The sequence below is a fragment of the Vibrio sp. 10N.239.311.G01 genome (genome assembly GCF_041465805.1).
Classification (GTDB): domain Bacteria; phylum Pseudomonadota; class Gammaproteobacteria; order Enterobacterales; family Vibrionaceae; genus Vibrio; species Vibrio crassostreae_C.
Window position 1 is genome coordinate 21,947 of the sequence record NZ_JBFSRM010000002.1, and the last position, 20,789, is coordinate 42,735.

Annotated in this window: 19 protein-coding genes and 1 pseudogene; 4 read left to right on the forward strand and 16 right to left on the reverse strand. The window is 46.0% G+C overall.

What is annotated here, in order from left to right; genetic code table 11:
• Positions 1-9 precede the first annotated feature (9 nt).
• On the forward strand, positions 10-1,434 hold the full coding sequence (locus tag AB6D06_RS01530) for a fructose-specific PTS transporter subunit EIIC (protein ID WP_372109843.1): 1,425 nt from the start codon (positions 10-12) through the stop codon (positions 1,432-1,434).
• A gap of 133 nt (positions 1,435-1,567) precedes the next feature.
• Here the strand turns inward: AB6D06_RS01530 and AB6D06_RS01535 are convergent, their stop codons facing one another.
• From AB6D06_RS01535 to AB6D06_RS01570, 8 genes are all read right to left on the reverse strand, one after another.
• On the reverse strand, positions 1,568-2,704 hold the full coding sequence (locus AB6D06_RS01535) for an ABC transporter ATP-binding protein (protein WP_372109844.1): 1,137 nt from the start codon (positions 2,702-2,704) through the stop codon (positions 1,568-1,570).
• 56 nt (positions 2,705-2,760) lie between these two features.
• The gene (locus AB6D06_RS01540; protein WP_102332227.1) at positions 2,761-3,495 is read right to left on the reverse strand and encodes an HAD family hydrolase; all 735 of its coding nucleotides are present in this window, start codon (positions 3,493-3,495) and stop codon (positions 2,761-2,763) included.
• Complete coding sequence (locus tag AB6D06_RS01545) at positions 3,485-4,993, reverse strand: CehA/McbA family metallohydrolase (RefSeq protein ID WP_372109845.1); 1,509 nt, start codon at positions 4,991-4,993, stop codon at positions 3,485-3,487. The genes AB6D06_RS01540 and AB6D06_RS01545 overlap by 11 nt, the downstream gene beginning before the upstream one ends.
• Positions 4,994-5,096: 103 nt before the next feature.
• The gene (locus tag AB6D06_RS01550; protein ID WP_372109846.1) at positions 5,097-6,377 is read right to left on the reverse strand and encodes an extracellular solute-binding protein; all 1,281 of its coding nucleotides are present in this window, start codon (positions 6,375-6,377) and stop codon (positions 5,097-5,099) included.
• Positions 6,378-6,383: 6 nt separating this feature from the next.
• Positions 6,384-7,331, reverse strand: coding sequence for a carbohydrate ABC transporter permease (locus tag AB6D06_RS01555; RefSeq protein ID WP_102332229.1), 948 nt, complete (start codon positions 7,329-7,331; stop codon positions 6,384-6,386).
• Positions 7,332-7,354: 23 nt separating this feature from the next.
• Positions 7,355-8,239: a carbohydrate ABC transporter permease gene (locus tag AB6D06_RS01560; protein WP_017064953.1), complete on the reverse strand. Its 885-nt coding sequence runs from the start codon at positions 8,237-8,239 to the stop codon at positions 7,355-7,357.
• Positions 8,240-8,323: 84 nt separating this feature from the next.
• The gene (locus tag AB6D06_RS01565) at positions 8,324-9,226 is read right to left on the reverse strand and encodes a LysR substrate-binding domain-containing protein (protein WP_372059063.1); all 903 of its coding nucleotides are present in this window, start codon (positions 9,224-9,226) and stop codon (positions 8,324-8,326) included.
• 170 nt (positions 9,227-9,396) lie between these two features.
• Positions 9,397-11,022, reverse strand: a complete 1,626-nt coding sequence (locus AB6D06_RS01570) for an ABC transporter substrate-binding protein (protein ID WP_372109847.1) — start codon at positions 11,020-11,022, stop codon at positions 9,397-9,399.
• Positions 11,023-11,171: 149 nt separating this feature from the next.
• On the opposite strand from AB6D06_RS01570, the gene mpaA reads away from it, so the two are divergent.
• Positions 11,172-11,879: a murein tripeptide amidase MpaA gene (gene mpaA / locus AB6D06_RS01575; RefSeq protein WP_372109848.1), complete on the forward strand. Its 708-nt coding sequence runs from the start codon at positions 11,172-11,174 to the stop codon at positions 11,877-11,879.
• A 408-nt stretch (positions 11,880-12,287) separates the two neighbouring features.
• Here mpaA and eat read toward each other — a convergent pair whose 3' ends face one another.
• The 3 genes and pseudogenes from eat to AB6D06_RS01590 all read right to left on the reverse strand — a co-directional run bounded on the left by eat (position 12,288) and on the right by AB6D06_RS01590 (position 15,983).
• Positions 12,288-13,685, reverse strand: coding sequence for an ethanolamine permease (gene eat / locus AB6D06_RS01580; protein WP_102320877.1), 1,398 nt, complete (start codon positions 13,683-13,685; stop codon positions 12,288-12,290).
• Between the two features lie 24 nt (positions 13,686-13,709).
• A pseudogene (gene eutC, locus AB6D06_RS01585) lies at positions 13,710-14,578 on the reverse strand (ethanolamine ammonia-lyase subunit EutC).
• On the reverse strand, positions 14,571-15,983 hold the full coding sequence (locus AB6D06_RS01590) for an ethanolamine ammonia-lyase subunit EutB (protein WP_017061645.1): 1,413 nt from the start codon (positions 15,981-15,983) through the stop codon (positions 14,571-14,573). The pseudogene eutC and the gene AB6D06_RS01590 overlap by 8 nt, the downstream one beginning before the upstream one ends.
• 200 nt (positions 15,984-16,183) lie before the next feature.
• Here AB6D06_RS01590 and AB6D06_RS01595 point away from each other — a divergent pair, with 200 nt between their 5' ends.
• The gene (locus tag AB6D06_RS01595; RefSeq protein WP_017067657.1) at positions 16,184-17,104 is read left to right on the forward strand and encodes a helix-turn-helix domain-containing protein; all 921 of its coding nucleotides are present in this window, start codon (positions 16,184-16,186) and stop codon (positions 17,102-17,104) included.
• A 104-nt stretch (positions 17,105-17,208) separates the two neighbouring features.
• Here AB6D06_RS01595 and folM read toward each other — a convergent pair whose 3' ends face one another.
• From folM to folK, 4 genes are all read right to left on the reverse strand, one after another.
• Complete coding sequence (folM, locus tag AB6D06_RS01600) at positions 17,209-17,925, reverse strand: dihydromonapterin reductase (protein WP_372109849.1); 717 nt, start codon at positions 17,923-17,925, stop codon at positions 17,209-17,211.
• Complete coding sequence (gene folE, locus AB6D06_RS01605; RefSeq protein ID WP_372109850.1) at positions 17,922-18,560, reverse strand: GTP cyclohydrolase I FolE; 639 nt, start codon at positions 18,558-18,560, stop codon at positions 17,922-17,924. The genes folM and folE overlap by 4 nt, the downstream gene beginning before the upstream one ends.
• Positions 18,561-18,578: 18 nt before the next feature.
• Positions 18,579-18,950: a dihydroneopterin triphosphate 2'-epimerase gene (folX, locus tag AB6D06_RS01610; protein ID WP_017067658.1), complete on the reverse strand. Its 372-nt coding sequence runs from the start codon at positions 18,948-18,950 to the stop codon at positions 18,579-18,581.
• A gap of 97 nt (positions 18,951-19,047) precedes the next feature.
• Positions 19,048-19,545: a 2-amino-4-hydroxy-6-hydroxymethyldihydropteridine diphosphokinase gene (gene folK, locus AB6D06_RS01615; RefSeq protein WP_102320872.1), complete on the reverse strand. Its 498-nt coding sequence runs from the start codon at positions 19,543-19,545 to the stop codon at positions 19,048-19,050.
• Between the two features lie 57 nt (positions 19,546-19,602).
• Here folK and AB6D06_RS01620 point away from each other — a divergent pair, with 57 nt between their 5' ends.
• The gene (locus tag AB6D06_RS01620; RefSeq protein WP_372109851.1) at positions 19,603-19,824 is read left to right on the forward strand and encodes a hypothetical protein; all 222 of its coding nucleotides are present in this window, start codon (positions 19,603-19,605) and stop codon (positions 19,822-19,824) included.
• An 89-nt stretch (positions 19,825-19,913) separates the two neighbouring features.
• Here the strand turns inward: AB6D06_RS01620 and AB6D06_RS01625 are convergent, their stop codons facing one another.
• Positions 19,914-20,759, reverse strand: coding sequence for a hypothetical protein (locus tag AB6D06_RS01625; RefSeq protein ID WP_372109852.1), 846 nt, complete (start codon positions 20,757-20,759; stop codon positions 19,914-19,916).
• Positions 20,760-20,789 lie beyond the last annotated feature (30 nt).

Genomic DNA, 20,789 nt, shown 5'->3' on the forward strand with positions numbered 1-20,789 from the left:
TAGAAAATTATGAGCACCCTAGCAAATCAAGCTACGAATACCAGTAGCAATTCTAATAATAAGAATAGTAGTAGCGACTATAAAAAAATCCTTAGTACCATGAAAGGTCACCTGCTTTTCGGAACCTCACACATGCTGCCTTTTATCGTAGCCGGTGGTGTTCTGCTGGCTTTAGCGGTCATGGCATCAGGCAAAGGTGCGGTTCCAGCAGACGGCTTACTAGCAGATATCTCTAACATCGGTATCAAGGGCCTTGTTCTTTTCCCAATCATTCTTGGCGGCTTTATTGGTTACTCAATTGCAGACAAACCAGCACTGGCACCTGCGATGATCTCTTCTGGCATCATGGCTGACATGGGCGGCGGCTTCCTTGGCTGTATCGTGGCAGGCTTTATCGCCGGTGGCGTGGTGTTCCAACTTAAGAAGATCCCACTTTCTGCGAACATGACGGCTCTAGGTGCGTACTTCATCTACCCGCTTCTAGGTACGTTAATCTCTGCAGGTATCGTACTGTGGGGCATCGGTGAGCCAATCAAACTGTTCATGTATTCAATGAACGAGTTCCTAGCTTCAATGGCTGGTGCATCTAAGATGGTTCTGGGCACAATCCTTGGCGGTATGACGGCGTTTGATATGGGCGGCCCTATCAACAAAGTCGCGACCCTATTTGCTCAAACTCAAGTAGACACACAACCTTGGCTAATGGGCGGCGTTGGCATCGCGATTTGTACTCCACCTCTAGGCATGGCGTTGGCAACTTTCCTATTCAAAAACAAGTTCTCTAAACAAGAGCAAGAAGCAGGTAAAGCAGCAGCAATCATGGGCTCTATCGGTATCTCTGAAGGGGCTATCCCATTTGCAGCGAATGACCCAATGCGCGTACTTCCTTCAATCGTTGCCGGTGGTATCGTGGGCTGTGTATTCGGCTTCATGACAGACGTTCTACTGCACGCACCGTGGGGCGGTCTAATCACGGCGCCAGTATCAAGCAACATTCCAATGTACGTCGTCGGTATTGCGCTTGGCTCGCTAACCACAGCCGTTATCGTAGGCTTCTGGAAACCGGTAGCGGTAGAAACAGAAGAAGACATGGTTGAAGCACCAGTACAAGCTCAAGTGGCGCCTGTAGCAGGCGAAGGCGAGTACGACATCGTAGCAGTAACATGTTGCCCTTCAGGTGTTGCACACACCTTCATGGCAGCGAAAGCACTAGAGAAAGCAGGCTTAGCAGCTGGCCTTAAGATTAAGGTAGAAACTCAAGGTCAAAACGGTATTCAGAACCGCATCAGCGACCTAGACGTAGCGAACGCAAGACTGGTTATCTTGGCTCACGATATTCAAGTGAAAGACGCACACCGCTTTGCCAATGCGAACGTGATTGAGTGTTCAACCAAGGAAGCAATGAAGAAAGCCACGACTATGGTGGCTATCTAAAACCTGAAACAAGTTAGAAGATAAAATTACTACCCCCCTAGTAACTAAAATCCCCATTCGTTTTGTCAGCGAATGGGGATTTGTTTATCTAAACGATTTGGTCACAAACTTGAGATCTGTAACGTCAGTTTGATTAGCCTTGAGGAACAAGGGTCTCTTCGGTTTCCAAATCAAACAAGTGACATTGGCTTGTGTTGAAATGCAGCACCGTTTCTTCACCACTATTTGCCGTGCGATCCGCATCGAAAGGGACACGTGCCACCAACTTGTCAGCACCGAGTTTGAAGTAGAGATACAACTCATTACCCATCGACTCGACCACATCAAGCTTGTGCGTTTGAGTATTCACTTCCGACAACGGCGCATCGTGATTAGCCAGTTGAATGTGCTCAGGGCGAACACCAAACCACAACCACTCTCCGAGTTTCTCTCGAGCGATAGCTTGCTTGTCTTGTGGCAGTGTCCAACGAGTCCCACTTTCAGAGACCACGTTCATCACGCCATCAATCTCATCCAATCTCACCTTGAGAAGATTCATCGCTGGCGAACCAATAAAGCCTGCGACAAACTTGTTTGCTGGGTACTGATAAAGGTTCATTGGCGTATCGACTTGCATAATCTCACCTTGATTCAACACACAGATGCGATCGCCAAGGGTCATGGCTTCCACCTGATCGTGTGTCACATAGATCATGGTGGCGTTCTGCCCTTCTTGCTTCAGGTTATTGTGCAGCTGTGCAATGCTGACACGAGTCGAAACACGCAGCTTGGCATCCAAGTTAGACAAGGGCTCGTCAAACAAAAACACATCTGGCTTACGCACCATCGCACGGCCAAGCGCCACACGCTGCCTTTGACCACCCGACATTTCACCCGGCTTATTATTTAGCAGGTGTTCGATATCGAGAGTCTTGGCTGCATCTTCAATTCGCTCATTGATTTCATGCTTTGGCAGCTTCTGTTGCTTCAGGCCAAAAGCCATGTTTTCGTACACCGACATGTGCGGATAAAGCGCGTAGTTCTGAAACACCATCGAGATACCACGATCTTTAGGTGGCAATTCGTTTACACGCTTATCGCCAATGTAGACATCGCCTTCTGAGATATCTTCAAGGCCTGCGATCATGCGAAGTGTCGTAGATTTTGCGCAGCCAGACGGCCCAACAAACACCATGAACTCACCTTCGCGAATATTCAGATCGACACCGTGCACAGCCTTAAAACCATTTGGGTAGGTTTTTTCTACCCCTCTCAGTGTGACTTCAGCCATAACCTGTCCTTAAATCAATTCGTTAAATACTATCTTTGCAATCTGTCGTGGACGTTTTAGCCACGTTCTTGCAGTTGGTTGAGCTCAAAATGGGCGACTGATGCGATAACCAGATCCGCCACTGGCTCTAACTCGCTGTGTTGTGCAGTCCCCGTCAGAACACCGACATTGCTTGCGCCTGCATTGCGGCCAAATTCCATATCTGAAACCGTGTCACCAAACATGATCACTTCATGTGGCTCAATACCGCATTGCTCACAGAAGGCATTGAGTAGTGCGGGCGCTGGTTTAGGTTCGATATCGCCATCAGAATAACCAACATAATCGAACATCTCGCTCAAACCCGATTGCTCCAGTGTGTAGATGGTCGAGTCTTTGGTGTCTGCGGTCGCGATACCTAAAATCATGCCTTGCTGCTTAAACAGGTCAAGCTTTTCAGCCACACCCGGCAGGGCTTCAATCCAGCTTGGGTTCTCTTCCACTTCATCATTGAAAGCGGCTTTGGTCACCTTAGTGAATTCAGTGAGCGAGACATTCGGTTGCAGCATGTTGAACCACGCTGTTGCGGTATCTTCCACTGGATTTGAGGCTAATAGTCCATAGTTATCAACCACATCACCTTCAACACCGATGGCCAAGAGTAACTCAACAGGTGTGACAGTTTGATTACCTTGGTGTTGGTCACTGTAAGATTTCACACGCTCACAAGCACCACGAGAAACGTTAAGCCACATCTTGTGGAACTCTAACAATGTGCCGTCTTTATCAAATAACATCGCCTTAAACTTCATCACGGCTCATTCGCTCCATTAGTTCTCCCCAAGTACGCACTAGGGGTTGGTTAAATTCTGGTTGTTTGCCGTCGAATACGGCGTTGATGCAGCCTTCAAACTCACGTTCTTCAGATACGGGTTGAGGGCTGTTGATTAATGCAGAAGAAAATTCTCCACGACGGATATCCACTCGACACCAACGGTAGCCTTCATCAATATGGATACTTTGCAGCTCATCATTCAGAGCGATTCGGTCAATAATCTCGCCATCGACCACGCACTCAGCGTAGTAAAGGTTTTTTGAATCAGTGACAGCGATACGATAAGTGAGAGCCTGCCCTTGAGAGTCGTTGCCCGGCAGCAAATCACCTAAGTTGATATCAAATTTCAAGCCACAACGGCGCTCTAGGTAAACCTGCCCGTTACGCAAACCAGACAAGATGCCTTCGCCGCTCAAACCATGGCTGTAAACGAAAGTTGATGGGTCACCGTAGATAGAAGGTTCATCCGATTTTGGATTGCGTTCATGGGGTTCAAGGTGTGAATCACTGCCGCCAATCGCCGTAATGCGCTGGCCGCAATTCCACATTTCATTGAGAACCAATAACGCCTCTTCGGTCGCTTTTGGCGAGGTCGACCACGTTGGGTCACAACACACTTCAAACGTAGACACTTGGCTGAGATCCACTTGATCGTAATGCCAATGCCACGGCTTCATCATCGGGTGATTAATGCCAAGGGAACTGTGTCCACCATTGTGTCCACTTCTAGCTAAGCTCAATCCGGCTTCCATGGTCGCTTGGCTGCTGTGTTCAACGTCTCTAAGGTCCAAAGACTTAACTGGGCCATGCACATTGAAATGCCCGAGATCGGTTGTGACTTCTAACGCTGGTAAAAACAAACATTGGTTTGATACAGGCAGCTTAGGCTGGCAGATGTTGTGCTCAGTGAAGAAGAAGAAATCGAGCCCTTGTGATTCAACAATATCTTTCGCCGCGGCCAAGGTATTGTGACCATCAGAAAGCTGAGTGTGAGCGTGTAAATCGCCACGATACCAGCGAGAATCAGAGCTCAACATATGGCTGTAGTCGAACTCGATATCGAGATCCGTTGTGACTGTTGGGTTCAGTTCTAGCTCACTCTCAATTCCGTCAGTACCTAGCTTATTAGAATGATGAACTAACTCATCAGAGCAAAGCACATCGACTTGATACTGCATCGCACGCTCTGTACGGAACTCACCTTCGAGATTGTAAAGTTCTAAGAACCATTCGCCCGATGGAATCGCACCATCAATCGCACCTAAACCAGAGTTTTTCGGTTGGATAGAGAGTGACTTGTGCGCCTTTTCAAATAGCACTTTGCCACGAAATGCTTGGTTGGCATCATACGCCGCTGCGTACAAGAATCCTTTTTTCACCGTCGTACCAGTAATGGTTACGCAGTGAGAACCTGCTGGCACATCAAAGGGGATACGTACTCTGCCAAACGGCAGCTCACCTTGAAATTGGGTCATTGTCTTCACCAAATTCGTCCTAATTGAAGGACTGGGTCAAAAGAGGCCCACCCGAATAGATGGGCCTTTATGCATGCAAAGATAGTTTTAACCACTTTACAGATTAAGAACGATTCGCTCGGTCTAGTGCGCGTTGTGCTTTTTTAGCCGCTTGTTTTAGCGCTTTGTCAGCAGGCACATTTTGGATTTGAATCTGGTCTGCAGCCACCTTCAGCGCATCCATGATCTTACCGTTAGTAGGATCTAGGAAGTCTTTGGTCGCCGTGTTTGCTTGCTTCAAAGGAATCAGAGCTTGCGGATTCTCTTTAGTGAATGCTTGGTATTCTGGTACTTCAGAAACGCTGTTACGCACTGGGATATAACCCGTAAACATTGACCATGCTGCGGTGTTTTTCGCGTTGGTGTAAAACTCAACAAACTCGAATGCACCTTTTGCTGCCACTTCGTCTGTGCCTTTTGGCATTACGTAAACCAACGCACCCGCCTGTGGCGCAGAAGGGTTTGAACCCCAACCAGGCTGTGTGGTTGCTGAAAGCTTAGTGAAGTCCAAGTCGCCTTGGTCGCCCGATGAACCGGTGTAACCAAGTGCGTTATCTTTCATCACGTCATCAATGGTTTTGTACCAGTATTCCCAGCCTTGGCCACCGTAGTGAATACGCATGATTTGATCATCGTGGATCCACTTACGGAAGCTGTCCCACACCTCAACCCATTCAGCAGAATCAATTAGCACTGTTTTGCCGTCATCACTGATGATCTTCGCGCCGTTAGAGAAAGCCGCGTCAATCATGTTGTCTTGGCCCCACATCGGCTCCCAGCCATAGAACGTCACTTTGCCTTTCTCATCACGCTGTGTGACTTTTTCAGCGACCTTAGCCACGCCTTGCCATGTGTTTAGGTCTTGCTCGGTAAAGCCGTTGTCTGCCAATACCTGCTTGTTGTAGTAAAACACTTGAGTTGTGCCGTAAGCAGGCAGACCAATGATGGTGCCATCGTCTGCGGTCACCTGGTCTTTAAACGCACCAATGAAATCAGAGAAGTTAAACTCTTCATCCATGAAAGCCGTTAGGTCACGGCTCAAACCACGCCCGTGCATCGCTTCCGCACGACCTGAATCTAACAACACAAGTTCAGGCGCTGTTTTCGACGCTAAACCAGCTTGTAGCTTCTGGTATGTTTCCGTGTAGTTGCCTTGCAATGCTGGCTTCACCACATACTCATCTTGGCTGGCGTTGAACTCTTCGATGAGCTTAGTCATCATTTGCTGTGGCTTAGTACCACCGGAATACCAAAAGTTAACTTCGGTTGCCGCAAGAACACTGCTAGAGAACATAGACGCGCTTGCTGCGCCAGCACACACTAGTGCGAGAGTTTTTAGTTTCATTTCCGTTTACTCTTTTACGCCGTTATCGGCGATACCTGAAAGAATCGTCTTTTGACAAATGACGAATAGAATTAACAAAGGCAATACTGCAATGGTGCTCGCCGCCATAATTTGCGACCAGTTCAACCCATAGTTACCTTCGGCAATAAAGTAGTGACGAATACCAGTAGCGATCAGATTTAAATCCTGAGTCGTAATCACCAGGCTTGGCCACATGTAGCTGTTGTAATTGGTAATAAAAGTGATGAGGAACAGTGTTGCGACTGCTGCTCGGCATTGCGGTAAGATGATTGCCCATAAGATCTTGAGCTCACCTGCACCATCAATTCGTGCCGCTTCAATCAGCGACGGATGCACCTTGATAAACACTTGGCGTAGATAAAACACACCGAAAACCGACGCCGCGTTCGACGCAACTAAGCCCATGTGTGAATCCAACAAACCCAGTTTTGCCAAAGTGATGTAAGACGGAATGTAAGTCACTGCACCCGGCAGCATGTAACAGCCCATCACGATGAAATAGAGCACGGTCTTCGAGCGAAACTTCAGCTGAGTCAGCGCGTATGCAAACATCGCGGAATTCACAATCACCAACAGAGTCGTGAACAAAGCCACGCTAAAGCTGTTGAAGATGTACAAGCCAAACGGCGCGCTGTGGAAGGTTTCGACAAAGGTTTCCCAGCGAAACTGCTCTGGAATCAAATCCAGAGGGTTAGCAAAGATCTCATCATTGGTTTTCAGCGAACCAGACAGCATCCATAAGAACGGGAACACCATGATGGTTCCGCAGGTTGCCAAAAACAGGTGCTTCGCAAGTGCGATAAACGAACGGCGATCCACTGAGGTTTTCTTTGACGCAACCTCTGACTTCGCCACTTTGGCTTGAGCTCTAACTTTGGTTTTCGCTGCACTCTGATTCAATACTTGATTGGCATCCAATACTTGCGTGGTCATAATTCTGTCCTTTCAAAAATCGACTAGTAGTACACCCAGCGCTTGCCGATGTAGGTATTAATAAGTGCCAACAATCCAGTAATCAGGAATATCACTAACGATGTCGCGGCCGCGGGCCCCATTTCGTAACGTTCGAACGCTTGTTGGTAGAACAAGTACAACAAGGTACGTGTCTCACCACCCGGCCCGCCCTGCGTTAAGATCTGGAACTGATCGAACGCCTGCATTGCCGTAATAATGTTGACCACCACTAAGAAGAATGTGGTTGGTGAAATCAGTGGCAGCGTTATCTTCAAAAAGCGCGTTAAGCTGCTGCAACCATCAATCAAAGAGGCTTCATACAGCGACTCTGGAATCTTGTTAAGCGCACTGATGTAGAACAGCATCGTCCAACCAATCGCCTGCCACACCGTCACGATAATTACCGCAATTAAGGCTGTGTTACCGTTTTCTAACCATGGAATCGCGCTAAACCCTGCCGACTCCAGTAAGTGGTTTGCCAAGCCTGATTTGGTCTCAAATACCCAAGACCACACAATCGACACCGCGACTGTGGGTGTAATCCAAGGCGAGAAGATCACCGCACGATAAAACTGGCTACCCTTGAAGTTTTTGTGCAGCAACATGGCAAACACAAGGCCAAGAATAATGGTGGGAATCACCACACCCACAGAGAACCAAAACGTGTTGAGCATCGCTTGGATGAACTCGTAATCCTCAACCATGTACTCGTAATTTTCTAAGCCGATGAACGAATAATCTGGCGAGATGTAATCCCAATCGGTGAAGCTGATGTAAATCGAATAACCAAATGGTACGAGCCAAAAAGTAAACAGTGGCACCAACAACGGTGCAGTAAATAGCAGTACCTTTAAGCGGTTTTTCATTGGTTCTGAGAAAGCACTCATGGTGACCTCGTCCTTATTTGTATGCGGTTAAATTAAGGGGTTTGTGTGACAGGTTAGTAAGAGCGCCCTTCATTTTTTTTATGGCTACTCATTAGAAAACCTTTCTTCCAGTTCACCGTCTTCCATCTGGTGATAAAGCCAATCACAAAAGAAATTCACCTTGGCACTGCGTCTGTGTTTGCTAATCAAATAGTGGGCAGATTCGGCAGGCATTGAGGATTCAGTCGCCAGAACCAGATCGTTTTTCTCTAACAGCTCAGACACCGCTAGCGAACGCACCAACAACACGCCAATGCCATGTTTGACCGCCTCTAATGCATGCAGAGAGTTACTCACTTCAAGTAGCACCTTCGGTAAGGTCATCTCGAATTGGTTGTGACTCAACCATTGCAGCCAGTTCTCTCGGTAGCCTTTTACTTGCACTGTCGGCAGAGCAGAAAAATCATGCTTAGCCAAGGCATCTTGATATTGGTTTTTAAAGTCTGGGCTACACACCAACTGCCAATGTTCTTGAAACAGTCGCTCACTATGAGTGTCTTCGCTTTCTACCTTGCCGTTGGTCAGCTCGATATCGACATTCTGACAAGGATTGGTTGATGGCCAGTCCACCAGCTGAATATCGAGCCTGATAAAAGGGTATTTTTGATAAAAAGATGGCAGGCGAGGTAACAGCCAGTTATGGCAAAAAGTGTGATTAACGCGCAGGCTCAACACGTCGGTTTCTTTTTCCCCGAAGAGGATTTGAGTCTGTAATTTCAGGTGTGCTAATGAACCCGCAACAATCGGTTGATAGTGCTGGGCAGCTGACGTCAGCTTTACGCCTTTGGAGCTGCGCTCAAACAATGTGGTATCGAGAAAGGTTTCTAAACTTTTAAGCTGCTGACTCACCGCAGCTTGGGTAACACAAAGCTCGCGCGCAGCAGCGCCAATAGAACCGAGGCGGGCAACAGCTTCGAACGCAACAAGGGCACGTAGAGGGGGTAACATGGCTTCACCTGATTGAAATAAAAGTGAAAAATACTTCAATCAGGTTTCAGTTTTTTGCTCTTACCGTTACAGATTAATGACGAAGGGACGTTGATCAGATATTTATGATCAACGTCCCTTTTCTTTATTTCATGTTCTTAGCGGTGTGTCGCCGCGTGAATCAAACGCAATTACTCTTTGATGTAGAGATCCTTAGAGTAGATACGCCCTTCCACATTGTTTTTCGCAAAACCACCGACACTTGGTCGCACTAGGCGAGCCTGCATGTAGTAGTAAATTGGTGCGATCGGCATATCTTCTGCCAACAACTGTTCTGCTTGATCATAGAAACCTTGGCGATCTTGTTCACTGGTTGCAGCTAAGGCGCTGTCCATTGCTGCGTCGTACTTGTCGTTATTGTAACGAGCAAAGTTACCCGAAGAACCAGAGCGCAATAGGCTCAAGAAGGTTGATGCTTCGTTATAGTCACCACACCAAGAGGCGCGCATTACATCGAAATCACCTTGGCGACGTGACACCAAGTAAGACTTCCACTCTTGGTTTTCAAGCTCAACTTGTGCACCTAAGTTGCCTTTCAGCATTGATGCAATCGCCACTGCTATGGACTTGTTCGATTCACTGGTGTTGTAAAGCAGTTTGAAGTCCAACGGATTAGACGCATCGTAGCCCGCTTCTTTCAGTAGCTCTTTTGCTTTTTGATCACGCTCCTTCTGAGTCCAAGTACTGTATTCAGGTTGTGTCGCATCAAAACCAGCCGTGTACTCATGAGCAAAGGTATAAGCCGGTAAGTTGCCGACCTGAGTAACACCATTGGTGATAACGTCACGCATCATGGAATAAGAGACAGCCTTACGGACTCGTGCGTCATCGAATGGTGGTCGCGTAGTATTGAATGCGTAGTAGTAAGTACACAGCAGAGGCACTGTGGTAAACGCATCTTGGTATTTGCTTTTAAGCTGCTGCGCCATGTGTGTAGGCACGTCCGAAGTAATATCGACCTCGCCCACTGCATAACGGTTAATCGAGGCATTCTGATTCTCAAACGGAATATAAGTTACTTCGGTTAAGTGAGTATCTGAACTGTCCCAGTATTTTGGGTTCTTCTTCAGTTCAATGCGCTCGTTCACCACCCACTCCTCTAGCACAAATGCACCATTCCCAACAAATTGCTTAGGATCGCTCCACGGCTTGTCACTACTTTCTAGGGTTGCTTTGTGCACTGGCATCATGGATGTGTGGCCTGTCATCGCCACAAAGTAAGGCACTTTACTATCGAGTTCGAATTTCACCGTGTGTTTATCGACTGCAGAGATACCTAACTCTTCAACTGGCTTTTTGCCTTCGGCTACGTCAGCGATATTGTTGATTTGAGTAAGCTTTAGGTACCACACATTTGGCGATGCCGTTTTAGGGTCTACCGCGCGTCTTATCGCATACACGAAATCATCGGCCGTCACCGGATCGCCATTCGACCATTTCGCGTCTTTACGTAGGTGGAATACAAACGTCTGGTTGTCTTCGGTTTCCCAAGACTGTGCAACACCTGGGGTGATATTGCCATCGCGATCTTGAATCACTAAACCTTCAAATAGGTCACGTAGAATGTGCATTTCTGGCAGGCCTTCTGCTTTCGCAGGGTCAAGCGTCGCCGCTTCTGCATCATTAGCGCGCACCAAGTGTTGCTCTTTCGCCAGAGAAGTTCCCGCAGGTAAGGTTTCAGCAACGGCAGTCACTGATATAAAAGGGGTCAATAAAGATGAAATGATTAAAGCCGTTGAATGTTTCTTAAAATCCATGTTTTTTTGCTCTCCTAGCCTATCTTTGAAGCAAAGTAATAAAATTAACAATGCGACGGTTGACGAGTTTTGACGCTATGGTTTATTTAATAGAGGTCATCTAAATAGTAGTGACTATTTGATAGTACTTGATCAATCAGGAGATTAAGGTGAGTTTAATTCCAAGAACGGAAAGAGCTGCATTTTCAATAAAGCCGCTGTCATATGGAAATTCGGTATTGGGCGCACCCTTGCTCTATTTCCCCGCGCAAGTAGAAAGCGAGTCTCGCGGGCTGATTTTAGCAGGCACACACGGTGATGAAACGGCTTCTATCGCAGGTTTATCTTGCGCGCTAAGATGTTTGCCTGCCGCCAACTTACGACACGATGTAATCCTGTCGATGAACCCGGACGGCAATCAATTGGGTACTCGTGCCAACGCTAACCAAGTCGATCTAAACCGCGCCTTTCCGACTCAGAACTGGACAGAAAACGGGACCGTCTATCGCTGGAGTTCTCACACACCAGTCAGAGATGTAAAAGTAAAAACGGGACAAGCCGATCTGCTTGAACCGGAAGTGCAGTCGCTCATTAACCTCATTGAGCAACGCCAACCCAAGTTCGTCATCTCTTTCCACGAACCACTCGCTATGGTCGACGACCCAACCCAATCGGAACTCGCCACTTGGCTAGGCAAGCAGTTCAACCTACCACTCGTGGAAGACGTGGATTACGAAACCCCAGGCTCATTCGGCACATGGTGTCAGGAAAGAAACCTGCCATGCATTACCGTAGAACTTCCGCCAGTTTCTGCGGATTTAACTATAGAGAAGTATTTGGATGCGTTTGTGGCAGTGTTGGGGTGTGAGGGAAGTTAGTCTGGAGTAGGCTACATATACACATGCGAACAGTAATTCATCCTAATTACTAGTGAATCATATATTCCGTCTACTGAATCAATCCCATTCATAATCTATGCCGAATTCTTCCTTTGCATCATTTCAACTTATCTTTAGAGAAAGGCAATCGACATGATTAGCGCGATGAAAACTTCACTATCAATGAACTTCGGGGCTCGTCGCTATGAATCTAACTCGTTATAAAAAATCATGACAAGTGTCTGGACAAAAACGTTCCAAGAAAATGATCCTAAAACAGCACTATTTCTAAATTAATATTTATCGTTAGAGGTGATGACGATTGGGGTTTACACGCAAGTTACTACAAGTAGTGTAATAAAGGCTCCAGCAAAGCACTAGAGCCTTAAATACCATTAGAAATTGAATCTAATTAGTAGCCTCAAGCTCTTTCTCTGCAACCGACAGCATCTCAAACTCTTCCTCAGCGGTCGATGCGACCAATTTATTACGGCTATATAGGCCATAATAAGCACCACCAATCACAAAGAGTCCCATAGTCATAAAGAATGCAGATGGGTCAAAAGCATAAACACCCGTCATTGCAATAAGCGACAGCACTAGTGAAGTGCCGGAAGTCAGCATGCCACCCGGTGTTTTGTATGGACGGTGAAGCTCTGGTTGCTTGATACGCAACAATATATGACTAAGCGACATTAATGCATAAGACACTGTCGCCCCCACTACCGCCATCGCCAAGATCAGGTCGCCTTCTCCGGTCAATGACACAGCAAAACCAAACACACCCGGCACCACTAAAGCACGAGCAGGCACTTTGTTTTGGTTTGTAAGCGACAAGCTTTGAGGCAAGTAACCCGCACGAGACAATGCAAACACCAAGCGGCTATAACCGTAGATAATCGAGAAGAATGAAGCAATAAGTCCTGCAAGTCCTAGTATATTAACAGCCGTTGCAACGGTTGGATTACCGGTCAACTTCAAGGCATCGACTAGAGGAACGGCGCTATTCGCAATCGCTTCAGAACCCACAGCGCCCGCAAGCAGCAGAACGACTAAGGTAGCGGTGACCAGTAAGAATAGCATTGCGCCGATAATGCCTTTGGGTACATCCTTGGCCGGGTTTTTCGCCTCTTCAGCAGCCAATGGAACCCCTTCTACCGCAAGAAAAAGCCACATTGCAAACGGTAGTGCCGCCCATACACCATACCAACCAAAAGGAAGTAGTTCTGTGGCTTGTGCGGTTGCCGGAGCGATATCAAACAGATTATTAGCATCAAACTCACTAACCAATACGCCTGCTGTCATAAGAATTGCTAGTACGGCTAACCCACTGATGACCATCATGACTTTCAGAGCTTCTCCCACCCCTGCCATATGAATACCGATAAAGATGGCATAAAAGATCGCGTAAACAAGAGGACCATCGATACCCATTAGTTCATTCACCGCTGAGCCAATAAAAATGACAATCGCGGCAGGTGCAAGGGCATACTCAATTAAGACGGATAAGCCGGTAAAAAATCCCCCCGTTGGTCCCATGGCTTGTCGAGCAAAACTATAGCCACCTCCTGCAGCGGGAATAGCCGCAGACATCTCCGCCAAAGAAAGGACAAGGGTAAAGTACATCACCGCCATAGCAATTGCAGCAATAAGAAAGCCTCCCCAGCCAGCTTGACCGATACCAAAGTTCCAGCCTGCAAAGTCACCAGAGATCACGTATGAAACGCCTAACCCTGCTAGCAAAATCCACCCAGCAGTGCCCCTTTTAAGTTGTCTTTGCGCCAAATATTCCTGATGTTCTGACATTGTAAATCCCTCTATTTTTGTCTTTTATCCAATTAAAAAATTGCCTGTGTGCTTGTCTTCTACTGCTCACCACCTTCTTCCTCGATACTCGAACGGTCTTTAAGGTTGACTCCTGAAAGCTCTAGCCGACGAGCTTCCTTCAATAGGTATACCGCTCGCTTACACGCATCTTCATAAGCCAACCCCTGTGGGCGAATATTAGAAATGCAGTTCCTATCAGAGTCTTTTGTTCCTCTTCTCGCCTGCCAAGTCAGGTACATACCCATGCTATCTGGAGAGGTCAGTCCCGGGCGCTCACCAATCAAAACCACCACCATCTTGGCTTGTAAGCACTCGCAAACATCATCTCCTATTGCCACTCGGCCCTGCCTCACAACAGTAATAGGAGCAACATGCCACGGCACTTCGTCTTCCCCTAATAAAGAAAGCAGATGCTCAATGACTGGATTTGCATGATTTTGAATGGCAATTGAAGACAAGCCATCAGCCACTACTATCGCGAGATCAAACGGGGGAGACTCTGAATGAAGAACGGCTTGCAACTGATTCCAACAGACGTCATCAAGCTCACGACCAAGATCCGGCCTTTGCAAATACATGAATCTGTCTGTCGCTTTGCTGTGCGCCTTAATTGGTGCCTGAGAAGTGTGTTGAATGACCGAGTTTGATTGAGCGATGAGCTCAACCAATGAATCCACATCTAAAGCACAATGAACGGCATCCATCGCCTGTGCATGGTCGAGTTGAAATGAAAGCAACTCTTTAGTTGGAACGCTATTTCCACTTCGACCCAGTGCAATACGTGCCGATGTAAAACCTTTAAGCTCGTGCCAAGGGTTTTGAGTTACCAACTTAGAAGCAGAATGTTTTGCCATAGAGACCACCTTACCCATGTGCGGGGCCTCCATTAAGTTGTGCTAGAGCGCCAGCAAATGAGCCGGAGAGTCGTTCATTTAGGCGCACATCTTTTACATCATCAAAAATCTGCATCTGAGTTAGCCACTCCTCAAACTCCGGCGCAGGTTTTAAACCCAACACCTTGCGTGCATAAAGTGCATCATGAAACGAGGTTGTTTGATAATTGAGCATGATGTCATCGGAACCCGGAATCCCCATAATGAACGAGCACTCAGCGACACCGAGCAATGTCAGTAAGTTATCCATATCATTTTGATCGGCATAGGCATGGTTGGTATAGCAGATATCACACCCCATCGGCAGGCCAAGCAATTTGCCACAAAAATGGTCCTCAAGCCCTGCTCGAATAATCTGTTTTCCATCAAAGAGATATTCAGGGCCGATAAAGCCGACCACGGTATTAACCAACAATGGATTAAAATGACGCGCTACGGCATAAGCCCGTGTCTCACAAGTTTGTTGGTCCACACCATGAAAAGCATTGGCAGAGAGAGATGTTCCTTGCCCTGTCTCAAAGTACATGACGTTACTTCCAACGGTGCCTCGGTTCAGCGAAAGCGCCGCTTCGTTTGCTTCTTTAAGGATCGAAAGGTTAATACCAAAGGTGTCGTTCGTACCTTGAGTGCCACCAATAGATTGAAAGACGAGATCCACCGGAGCGCCCATCTCAATCGCTTCAATCGTGTTGGTAACATGGGTTAATACGCAAGATTGGGTCGGGATCTGGTAGTGTTGAATGACCTCTTCCATCAGATTCATCAACTTAATTGCCTGTGGTACATTATCTGTTGCGGGATTAATGCCGATCACAGCATCACCATTGCCATACATCAAACCATCAAAAATACTGGCGGCAATGCCATTGAGAGAATCGGTTGGATGATTGGGCTGTAAACGGGTGGATAAACGACTAGGCAAGCCAATGGTGTTACGAAACGCAGTCACTACCCGACATTTTTTGGCGACTTGGATCAAATCCTGATTACGCATGATCTTACTCACTGCAGCCACCATTTCTGGAGTTAAACCAGGACGCAGCTTTGCAAGCGTGAGACTATCGGCTTCATCACTTAGCAGCCAGTTCCGAAAGTCTCCCACTGTAAGGTGATCAATCGCTTTAAACGCCTCTCTATCATGGCTATCAATGATTAAACGAGTAACTTCATCACTTTCATAAGGGATCACCGCTTCATTTAAAAACGTCTTTAGGGGCAAGTCTGCCAGTGTCATCTGAGCTACAACACGCTCTGCAGCAGAAGTCGCAGATACACCAGCCAAAACATCCCCTGAACGCTCTGGCGTAGCCTTTGCCATCAGATCTGCTAACGACTCAAAGTTAAAAACCAGGTGCCCTTGTTGTCGGCGATAAGCTGCTGTCATAAATTCCCTCTTCATAAACTGGTTCAGTTCTTGCTCAATAACCTTTTGTATATATGAGTAATTAAGCGATTTTTGAACCGAATGAATATCAAGAATCGGCAAACATAAAAAAGCATTAATAAACATAAACTTAAAGACACACTGTACTAATATGGGTCACATGGGTAGGTCATGGAATGATGAGAAAGGATGAAGAATTGATGCGTTATGCACCTAATTTGTGCACATTCAACACATTTGATGCAAATCAGCAGGCAGCCAGCCTCTTTAACTGGCAGCAAGAATATGACCAACTGAGTCAAGGAAGTTTTCTAGGTCAGATCCGTGAACGAAAATTTTCTCACGTGCACCTATTTCGAGAAGACAGCAACCGAAAACTCAAGCAGCAATGTCGTATTAATGAAGGGATTTGGTTAGGGATCAGTGCTAACGATAGACCTTTACACATCAATTACGCACAAGGTAATCCTGATAGTATTTTGATCCGTGAGGCTGGGGCGGATTTTGAGCTACTTACGCCAGAAACCTTTTCTATTTATGGGTTAGTCATAAGCCCTTCACTGGTTGAAATGATTCAGCAACAGCTAGAGATTGAATCATTAAACAGCAAGAGCCACTTTCTTGGTTGCTCTCAACACTACACCCAACAAATAAAAGCTTACTTGAGCTTACTACTCTCCCCGAGTCAATCTCGCTGGTCTTTTCAAACTCATCAATCCATTGTTCAAGATATGTTGGTCGAATTGTTCGCTCAATCGTCTAATCAAAATATGCAAAAAACCAATGCCTCACAGCGTGAGAACACAATGCGTCGAATTAGGCAGTACCTAGATAACTCGCAGTACCGTAAACCCGTCACCGTGTCTGAACTGTGCGATGCGGTTTATGTCAGTCGCCGTACGCTGCAATACACCTTTGAGTCCTGTTGTGACATATCACCAAAACAATTTATACAAAATGTACGTCTCAACCAGGTACGGCGCATTCTGCAAAATCCGAGCGAACAACGGTGCATCAATGAAATCGCCTTTGACTTTGGTTTTTTTCATCTGGGATATTTTTGCCAAAGCTACAAGCAGTTGTTTGGTGAGTCGCCCATGCAAACACGTTCTAATGTCTAAAACCCAAAAAGTGTCGAGGGACAACTTAAAAAAATGTAGTTAGACGATATGAAAGACGAATAGATTAGTTGACTATCCTGCCTCAAGATCACAACGCATGAACTTCACTTCAAGTGCCTGCCGCCATCAAGGTGCAAAGTCCTTCCTGTCATATAGTGACTAGCCAAAACAAACTTAATGCCATCTATCACTTCTTCAAAGCCTGCCTCTGCGGGAATCAGTGCTTTTTTCAGAGCTTTGGTTTTGTACGCCTCGTCATCATGTTCATTGAATTTTATCATGGCAGGAGAGACAGTATTGACTTTCACCTTGGGAGCCAACATCGCTGAGAACGACAGCGTCAGGTTGTTGAGTGCAGCTTTACTGGCCGCGTAAGCGATGTGTTTTTTACTGCCTTTTTCCGCAACGTAATCACTGATGTGGATGATGTCCGACGTTTTATCGCCAGACATTAATTGGTCTTTGAGCGTTAAGTTAACCAGATAAGGCACGGTAGCGTGAACCGTCATCATCTGGTGCATGATTTGTGATGCATTTTCACTGGGGTTTGTCTTGTTCTCAGGCTTCCAGTCGGAAGCGTTATGTATGATGGCACGAAGTGTCTTATATTCTTGACCAACGTAATGAAGAAAGCCCTCTAGGCTGCTTTGTTGATAAAAGTCTACCTGTTGTAAGTCGGCTCCACTGTCGCGCAGTATTTTCAGCTGGGGATAGTCGCTTCGGTAAGTGCCAACGACTTTGTATCCGTCAGATATAAGTTGCTGCGCCAGAGCGAATCCTAAACGCTTCCCCACTCCAGTTATTAGAATCGTTTCACTCATCGTAAAAACTCAGCTCTAGTTTGAGGGTTAGTTTTGAAACTGCCACCAAGCGCGGTTGTGGTGGTTTCAGAGTTAGCGTCCATAACGCCTCTCGATTTAACGCAGTAGTGAGTTGCTTTAATCGTCACAGCCACATTTTCTGTTTCGACTAGAGTCTGTATCGCGACCAGGATTTGCTGTGTAAGGCGTTCTTGAACCTGCGGACGCTGAGCAAAGAATCGAACAATACGGTTTATTTTAGATAGCCCAAGAATCTTGGATTCTGGGATATAAGCCACTTGTGCTAAACCATCGATGGTGATGAAGTGATGTTCGCACGTCGAAGTTAAATCTATATCCGATACCTTAACCATTTCATCAACTGACATTTTGTTGTCGATAACACTAATTTTTGGGAAGTTATTGTAGTTGAGCCCTGAAAATATCTCGTGAACGTACATCTTTGCAATGCGATGAGGTGTTTCAGCGAGACTGTCATCGGTTAAATCCAGCCCGAGCGTACTGACAACTTCCGTCAAAAGCCCTTTGATGCGGTTGTACTTCTGGTCGGGGTTCATTTCGCTCGATGTCATCGGGGTTTCTAGTCCCTTTTCGAGCAAAGCTTCTCTTACTTTTTCAGCTTCTGTGGTTAGCATTGAGTCGCTCCTTATGAGTTAATCTTCAAGTTCTGCTTCATAGCTCAGGGTGAGCGAGACGGAATCGGCGAAACGTAGAGCATGAGGCTTGTCAATTCTCACCTGAGCGTATCGAACCCATGAATGGTCGATACAAATACCGAGTACGTCGCTGGTTAACTTTTCTAAAAGCAGAAACCGTCCAGATTCAACATGTTCAATAATTTTTTTGCAGATATTTTTGTAGTTAAGTGCGTTCTCCACATCATCAGAGAGGCAAAGGTTGTTCGCGGGATAATGGATCTCCGCATTTATGACGATGTCTTGCTGCTTGGTTTTTTCTTCTTCGTTGAAGCCGATGAAGGTTCTTAATCTGAGATTTGTGATGGTGATAATCGCATTGTGATTCATAACAGTTTCCGATCCTTAGAAGGTAGAGTGAGTTACGTGCCTATTAGAGGAAAAGATCAATAAAGCTCAAGCGTTCTGTTTAAAGCAGTTACAGGGACTAAGTGAAGCTGACCTCGAACGGTATAAGTTCGGTTTTCTGACTCAGCTGATCGAAGTTGTTCCAGAGATGCTGAAAAGAGATATCTAGAGTGGGATGAAGTTCTTGCGCGGCAACATCAACTAACGGTCGAAGCACAAAAGCGTACTCGGTGATTTCACCTCGAGGCAGCTCTACTCCATCAATAATGCCTACTTCGTTACCGTAAAGAAGGATATCGATATCCATCGTGCGCGAGGCATATTCTTTAGTTTCTCGCTTGCGGTCATTTTCTAATTCGATTTGATGCAGAACCTTAGCCAGTTCAGCGATAGAAAGGTCACATTCAAACCCTGCGACTAGGTTTAGGAAGTTGTCCCCTTCAAAACCAACAGGCTCACAATCGTAGAAATTAGAAATGTTCAGAGGTGCAAAGTGACTATTCAACGCTTTGAGAGATTCTGTGATGTGATGTTCGCGGTTAATGTTGCTTCCGATGCTGACATAGACGGTGGACATATTGTTTTCTCCCTTTTAGCTAACCTCTTACGTTGTAAGTCGCTAGGAAGATCAGCTATGGATCCGTTTGATGTAGGGAGGGTAAAAGAAAATCTCCCGACAACTCATATAGAGTTCGGTTCTGAGTCGGAAAGGAGGACTTTTGAACTAGAAAATGCCACGGGCGAAAATTCAGCTTATGAAGGTTCTGGACAAAAGCGAGTTAGCGAGATTAGGAGCTTGTTAGATTTCGGATTAGCTGAGGTATTGAAAAGTAACGCCTTGCTAAGTTGCAGCTAACCACCACCGTACTCAAGCAAAGCCACCGTAATCACTGAACTAAACCAAACCAAAAATGCCGAACGTTAGCTGTCGACTTGAGTAATTTATTATGTGTTTCTTTTCGGTTTCTGCCGTTTGGAGTTAGACCAATTGAGCTCTGAATTTACTGGGCAATCAGCCTGATGGTACGAGTAAAGCCAAGGGGAAATGGAAGGCAAATTTAACTCCAAGCCTAACTGCTCTGGTGTTAATACTTTAGTAGTTAGAGACTTAACTACCGGATTATTCTTCTGAGCTTCTACATTTTTAACAAGTTTAAAGTCCATAGTTAAGAAACAATAACAACCATTTCTTTCTGCGGTAACAATATGCCAAATATCTTGTGAATTTTTCTTTCCTAATACACGAATAAGATCATGATAAAGAGGGTCAGATTTTGACGCTAACCTATCTTTCCTTTGCTCCTCTAGGCTCCTTGAATGTGCGCTAATAACAAAAGCATAATCAGGATCATGGATAATACGCATGTCTACTCCCTTAAACAGCGAATTATCAAACATTCCGTAACCTTGGAACCTACCCATTGGCTGCGTCCACTGTTCATCTTTTAGCTCATCAGAAAGACACAGTTCAAGTACCCCTCTTTTTGCCAAATCGATAATACTTGGTAAGAATTTAATTGAAGCGTACTCCCTCCCTTTAAACCCCCTTTCATGGACAGGAATCCTAGAAAGGAGACCTGTTTCTATCTCGGTATCACCCCACTTTTTTACTCCATTAGATATCCATGCAGTTTCGTGTGTTACTCCATGAAACAAAACTGTGTTATCCACTAAAAGAGAAGTTATTCCTCGTTGGCGTATGTTTTTCTCTATACATCGATTTTTTGCCTCGATGTACTTATCTACGAATTTAGGCAGTAGTTGATACTGAAGTTTTTTCTTTAAGTTCAATACACTTTCCTCAAAGCTTAGTCTGAACAC